Consider the following 5978-nt stretch of genomic DNA (forward strand, 5'->3'; position numbering starts at 1 on the left):
GGGCTCGCGACGACGACGAGGTCCACGCCGTGCAGGTCGGACAGCAGGGCGTCGACGTCGGGGACGACGCGCGCGTCGGGCCAGTCGGCGGCCACCTGGTCGGATCGGCTGCCGGTCACGACCGCCACCACCTGCTGCCCCGCGGCCCGGACCAGACGCGCGTGGATCCCCCGGCCCGCGCCCCCGTAGCCGATCAGCGCGACTCGTAGCGTGCTCATGCGCCTCACCCTAGGACCGCCGACAGCGCCTAGGCTGACCGGCATGCTGTTCGAGGAGCTCGAGCTCGGGACCCGGCTGCTCCCCTACGTCCCGACGTGGGATCGGCAACGCGAGGTGCACGCCGCCGTCGTCGCGGGCGGGCAGGACACCGTGCTGCTCTGCGAGCACGAGGACGTCTACACCGCCGGGCGCCGCACCGCGGCGTGGGACCGCCCCGTCGACGGCACACCCGTGGTCGACGTCGATCGCGGGGGCCGGATCACGTGGCACGGGCCGGGTCAGCTCGTCGGCTACCCGATCGTGCGGCTGCGCGAGCCCGTGGACGTCGTGCGCTACGTGCGCGCGCTCGAGCAGGCGCTCATCGACACGTGCACCGACCTGGGGCTCACCGCGACGCGCGTCGAGGGACGCAGCGGCGTGTGGTTCGAGGCGCGGCCCGGCGGCCTGCAGCGCAAGGTCGCTCAGATCGGTGTCCGCGTGTCCCGTGGCGTGACGATGCACGGGTTCGCGCTGAACTGCGAGCCCGACCTGCACGCGTTCGACCGCATCGTGCCGTGCGGCATCCCGGACGCGGACGTGACGTCGCTGAGCGTCGAGCTCGGCCGCCGCGTCCCGATCGCCGAGGTGGTGCCGCTCGTGCGTGAGCACCTCGCGCACGAGCTCGCGCCGCTGCTCGCCACGCAGCCTGCCGACGCGCGCTGACGCGCACCGACCTCCCGCACCGACCCGTCCGCGTCAGGCCGCGGTCGTCAGCTCCTCCGCGACGCCCATCGCCCACGCCCGGACGGCGTCGAGGTCGCGGTAGTCGCCGTCCTGCGCCCGCACCAGGGCGACGAGCGCGCGCTCGGACATCGACAGCGACGCCTTGTCGAGAGCGCCGATGAAGCACTTCGCCTCACGCGCCCCCGTGGCCGTGACCATGGCCTCGACGTCGTCGGGCACGCTCGTCGTCGGGTGGCTGCCGACCGGGCCCGACCAGAACAGCCACACGGGACGCAGCCTCAGGTGGGCACCCTGGCGCACGACGAGGTCGCGCAGGGACGCAGCCAGCCGGCCGACGTACACCGCGGAGCCGAGGACGACGGCGTCGTACGGCATCACGCGCTCGACGTCGTCCGGCGCGGTCACGTCGACGGTGTGCCCGGCCTCCCGCAGGACCGCGGCGACGACTTCGCCCATCTCGGCGGTCGCCCCGTGGCGGGACGCAACGCTCACCAGCACTCGCATGGTCGTCTCCTCCCAGAAGGCACCGTTGCCTGCGTCCAGCCTGACCGCTGACCAGCCCCGCGGCGCGGGACCCAGGTCCCGTGACTGTGACGCCCGCCTCGTGCGCGCGCGGGTGCACCCGTGCGCGCTGCGGCTAGTGTGGCCACGTGACGATCGCACCCGAGGGGCGCCGGATGCTGCGCGTGGAGGCACGCAACGCCCAGACGCCCATCGAGAGAAAGCCCGAGTGGATCCGCACGCGCGCCACCATGGGCCCGGAGTACTCCGAGCTCAAGGGCCTGGTGAAGCGTGAGGGCCTGCACACCGTGTGCGAGGAAGCCGGCTGCCCCAACATCTTCGAGTGCTGGGAGGACCGCGAGGCGACGTTCCTCATCGGCGGTGACCAGTGCACGCGGCGGTGCGACTTCTGCCAGATCGACACGGGCAAGCCCGCGGACTTCGACGCCGACGAGCCGCGCCGCGTCGCGGAGTCCGTGCAGGCGATGGGCCTGAAGTACTCCACGGTCACCGGCGTCGCGCGCGACGACCTGCCGGACGGCGGGGCGTGGCTGTACGCCGAGACGGTCCGCCAGATCCACGCGCTCAACGCGGGCACGGGTGTCGAGCTGCTGATCCCGGACTTCAACGCGATCCCCGAGCTGCTCGACGAGGTCAACGCGTCGCGGCCCGAGGTGCTCGCGCACAACCTCGAGACCGTGCCCCGCATCTTCAAGCAGATCCGGCCCGGTTTCCGGTACGACCGGTCGCTGTCCGTCATCACCCGGGCGCGTGAGGCCGGTCTGGTCACCAAGTCCAACCTCATCCTCGGGATGGGCGAGACGTACGACGAGGTCGTCGAGGCGCTCGGTGCGCTGCACGACGCGGGCTGCGACCTGATCACGATCACGCAGTACCTGCGCCCGTCGGTGCGGCACCACCCCGTGGACCGGTGGGTGCGGCCCGAGGAGTTCGTCGAGCTGTCGACCGTCGCCGAGGAGCTCGGGTTCCTGGGCGTCATGTCCGGCCCGCTGGTGCGCTCGTCGTACCGGGCCGGTCGCCTGTGGGGCCAGGCCATGCGCCGCCGCGGCCTGCCGATCCCCGACGCGCTCGCGCACCTGGGTGAGCCGACCACCGCACGCCAGGAGGCGTCGAGCCTGCTCGCCCGCTGAGCCGGGCCCGTCCCAGCGCCTCCGACGACTGGTGCGTGCACGCTCCTCGGACGCGCGCGAGGTGACCCCCGACGCTCGGTAGACTCGGCCGCATGGCCCGTGACAAGTCCGCCTCCCCCGCCGCGCCCAAGACCAAGAAGGTGCGCTGGTACCACCAGGTGTGGGAAGCGTTCAAGATGACGCGGGAGACCGACCCCGCGATCACCTGGATCCTGCTGGCGACGTTCGTCGGCATCCTGGGCATCGGCATCATCGTCGGCCTCGTCCTGGACGCGGTCGTCTACTTCATCCTGCTGTCGCTGCCGTTCGCGCTGCTCGCCGCCATGATCCTCCTGACGCGGCGCGCGGAGGCCGCCGCGTACTCCCGGATCGAGGGCCAGCCCGGCGCCGCACTGGCCGCGCTGCGCACCATCCGCCGCGGCTGGACGTTCGTCGAGGAGCCCGTCGCGATCGAGGCCCGCTCGCAGGACATGGTCTTCCGGGGCGTCGGCCGGCCGGGCATCGTGCTCGTCGGCGAGGGCGGCGGCAACGTGGCTCGCCTCCTGGAGTCGGAGCGCAGGCGAACGACTCGCGTGCTCCCGACCGTGCCCGTCACCGTCCTGCAGACCGGGCGCGGCGAGGGCCAGGTGCCGTTGCCGAAGCTCCCGTCCACGGTGCGCCGGCTCAAGCCGAAGCTCACCAAGCAGGAGGTCGCGGAGGTCACCAAGCGCCTGCAGGCGCTCGGCGGCGCGCGGCTTCCCGTGCCGAAGGGCGTCGACCCGATGCGTGCTCGCCCCGACCGCAAGGGCATGCGCGGCCGCTGAGCCGGCCCGCTGGTCTCGACGCCGCCGACCGGCGTGCGAGCCACCGGCGGACGTGGGTCAGCGGCGGACGATCGCCGTCCCAGCGGCGCGGTCGTGCAGGCCGCGGCCGTCGGAGTCCCACACGACCGCGGGGATGACCAGGCACAGCAGGAACGTGCGCAGCGCGGCGCGGCCGAACCCAGGCGCGCGACCGTCGTCGGGCAGCGGCCCGTCCGGGGTCACGCCGGCGCGGCGCACGCGGATGCCCAGCACCCGGTGCCCGACCGTGAACCCGAGCGTGCCGACGAGCACGAGGTTCTCGACCGCAAAGATGGCGAGCGTGACCATGCCGTCTGCGCGCTGCCAGAAGGGGCCGGTCGCGTCACCGGCGAAGAAGGCGGAGGCGAGCAGGAGGCACAGCGTCCAGTCGAGGACGAGTGCGACCGCCCGGCGCCCGATCGTCGCCGCCGATCCGCTCCCCTGCGCCGGCAGACCCAGGGCGGTACCCCGGCCACCGTCGCCGGACGGCCCGCCCTCGAGCCACGACCCCACGTTCTGCCTCGTCGTCACCTGCTCAGCCTAAGCGGGGCCAGTCGCCCGCCCGAACCGCCTGCAGGGGCCACGCGTTCGCATGATCGTTACACCCGCGTGCTGCGCGTAACCTCACGGAAACACTTGCCTCACATCAGAGAAACGGCCCACGCCTAGCGTCTGGCTAGCCCGATGCGGGCACCATCGACCGAGGAGCAGCGGATGTTCAGCAAGCCAGAGGAAGTCCTGGCGTTCATCAAGAGCGAGGACGTCAAGTTCGTCGACGTGCGATTCTGTGACCTGCCGGGCGTGATGCAGCACTTCAACGTCCCGGCCCAGTCGCTGGACGCCGACTTCTTCACGGACGGCCAGATGTTCGACGGCTCGTCGATCCGCGGCTTCCAGGCGATCCACGAGTCCGACATGAAGCTGGTGCCGGACGTCACGACCGCCTACGTCGACCCGTTCCGCGCGGAGAAGACGCTCAACATCAACTTCCACATCGTCGACCCGTACACCGACGAGCCCTACAGCCGCGACCCGCGTCAGGTCGCCGCGAAGGCCGAGGCGTACCTGAAGTCGACCGGCATCGCGGACACCGCGTTCTTCGCGCCCGAGGCCGAGTTCTACATCTTCGACGACATCCGCTTCGAGACGAAGCAGAACGCGTCGTACTACTACATCGACTCCATCGAGGCCGCCTGGAACACGGGCCGCGTCGAGGAGGGTGGCAACCTCGGCCACAAGACGCCCTACAAGGGCGGCTACTTCCCCGTCCCGCCGGTCGACCACTTCGCCGACCTGCGCGACCAGATCTCGCTGCAGCTGGACGCGCTCGGCCTCGGTGTCGAGCGCGCGCACCACGAGGTCGGCACCGCCGGCCAGGCGGAGATCAACTACCGCTTCGACGAGCTCGCCAAGTCGGCCGACAAGGTGCAGCTCTTCAAGTACGTCGTGAAGAACGTCGCGCACGCCGCGGGCAAGACCGCGACGTTCATGCCGAAGCCCCTGTTCGGCGACAACGGCTCGGGCATGCACGTGCACCAGTCGCTGTGGAAGAACGGCGAGCCGCTGTTCTTCGACGAGAAGGGCTACGGCGGCCTGTCCGACCTCGCCCGCTGGTACATCGGTGGCCTGCTCAAGCACGCGCCCGCGCTGCTGGCGTTCACGAACCCGACGGTGAACTCCTACCACCGCCTGGTCCCGGGCTTCGAGGCGCCGGTCAACCTGGTCTACTCGGCCCGCAACCGCTCCGCGTGCATCCGCATCCCGGTCACCGGTTCGAACCCGAAGGCCAAGCGCATCGAGTTCCGCGTGCCGGACCCGTCGTCGAACCCCTACCTGGCGTTCGCGGCCATGCTCATGGCCGGCATCGACGGCATCCAGAACCGCATCGAGCCGCCCGAGCCGGTCGACAAGGACCTGTACGAGCTGCCCCCCGAGGAGCACGCCCTGATCCAGCAGGTCCCGGGCTCGCTCTCCGAGGTGCTCGACAACCTCGAGGCCGACCACGACTGGCTGACCGCCGGCAACGTGTTCACGCCGGACCTCATCCAGACCTGGATCGACTACAAGCGCTCCGCCGAGGTGGACCCGATTCGTCTGCGGCCGCACCCGCACGAGTTCGAGCTCTACTACGACGTGTGATCGTCCCGGCCCCCGGCTGCTCCCGGGGGCCGGTGACCTGCAGTGACGAGACCCCCGTCGCCCTCGTGGCGGCGGGGGTCTCGTGTGTCGGCGGGGGCTCGTCGTCGCCGGGTGCTGTCGGCGAGCGTCGTGAGCGAGGCTGACGTCCTCAGACCGTGAAGCGGCCGATGTCGCTGCGCAGCGTCTCCGCCATGCGTGCGAGGCCGCCCTCGTCGTGGCCCGCCGCGGTCGCGACGCCCTCGGCCTCCTCGTCGATGAGCGAGATGACCGACGCGATGCGCTCCATGGCGACGACGACGTCGCGCGCCGCCTCCTGCGCCGCGGCGACCTGCGCGGCGATCTCCGACGACGACTGCGCCACGTCGTCGGACAACGACTTCACCTCCCCGGCGACCACCGAGAACGCCCGCCCGGCGGCTCCCGC

Annotated in this window: 7 protein-coding genes and 1 pseudogene; 4 read left to right on the forward strand and 4 right to left on the reverse strand. The window is 71.7% G+C overall.

All coding sequences use genetic code 11. The features are described from left to right. Positions 1–218 (reverse strand): Gfo/Idh/MocA family oxidoreductase (locus tag CWIS_RS19510; RefSeq protein ID WP_048343626.1); only part of this gene is annotated, 218 nt, incomplete at its 3' end. A gap of 43 nt (positions 219–261) precedes the next feature. Here CWIS_RS19510 and lipB point away from each other — a divergent pair. Next, positions 262–921: a lipoyl(octanoyl) transferase LipB gene (gene lipB, locus CWIS_RS12400; RefSeq protein WP_048343619.1), complete on the forward strand. Its 660-nt coding sequence runs from the start codon at positions 262–264 to the stop codon at positions 919–921. Between the two features lie 33 nt (positions 922–954). Here lipB and CWIS_RS12405 read toward each other — a convergent pair whose 3' ends face one another. Further along, positions 955–1434: a flavodoxin domain-containing protein gene (locus tag CWIS_RS12405; RefSeq protein ID WP_231583850.1), complete on the reverse strand. Its 480-nt coding sequence runs from the start codon at positions 1432–1434 to the stop codon at positions 955–957. Between the two features lie 158 nt (positions 1435–1592). On the opposite strand from CWIS_RS12405, the gene lipA reads away from it, so the two are divergent. Together lipA and CWIS_RS12415 are read left to right on the forward strand one after the other, a co-directional pair. Then, positions 1593–2594, forward strand: a complete 1002-nt coding sequence (gene lipA, locus CWIS_RS12410) for a lipoyl synthase (RefSeq protein ID WP_048343621.1) — start codon at positions 1593–1595, stop codon at positions 2592–2594. 92 nt (positions 2595–2686) lie between these two features. Continuing rightward, the gene (locus CWIS_RS12415; RefSeq protein ID WP_048343622.1) at positions 2687–3397 is read left to right on the forward strand and encodes a DUF4191 domain-containing protein; all 711 of its coding nucleotides are present in this window, start codon (positions 2687–2689) and stop codon (positions 3395–3397) included. Between the two features lie 57 nt (positions 3398–3454). Here the strand turns inward: CWIS_RS12415 and CWIS_RS12420 are convergent, their stop codons facing one another. Further along, positions 3455–3946: an RDD family protein gene (locus CWIS_RS12420; protein WP_048343623.1), complete on the reverse strand. Its 492-nt coding sequence runs from the start codon at positions 3944–3946 to the stop codon at positions 3455–3457. A 183-nt stretch (positions 3947–4129) separates the two neighbouring features. Here CWIS_RS12420 and glnA point away from each other — a divergent pair, with 183 nt between their 5' ends. Next, complete coding sequence (gene glnA / locus CWIS_RS12425) at positions 4130–5554, forward strand: type I glutamate--ammonia ligase (protein WP_048343624.1); 1425 nt, start codon at positions 4130–4132, stop codon at positions 5552–5554. A gap of 148 nt (positions 5555–5702) precedes the next feature. Here glnA and CWIS_RS18970 read toward each other — a convergent pair. Then, positions 5703–5978: pseudogene (locus CWIS_RS18970) on the reverse strand (chemotaxis protein); the annotation flags it as partial.

The sequence above is a fragment of the Cellulomonas sp. A375-1 genome, from assembly GCF_001040865.1.
In the GTDB taxonomy this organism is placed as follows: Bacteria; Actinomycetota; Actinomycetes; order Actinomycetales; family Cellulomonadaceae; genus Cellulomonas; species Cellulomonas gelida.

Coding starts and splice junctions, on each gene's coding strand:
- glnA (WP_048343624.1), top strand. CDS start 4,130: ATGTTCAGCAAGCCAGAGGAAGTCCTGGCGTTCATCAAGAGCGAGGAC.
- CWIS_RS12415 (WP_048343622.1), top strand. CDS start 2,687: ATGGCCCGTGACAAGTCCGCCTCCCCCGCCGCGCCCAAGACCAAGAAG.
- lipB (WP_048343619.1), top strand. CDS start 262: ATGCTGTTCGAGGAGCTCGAGCTCGGGACCCGGCTGCTCCCCTACGTC.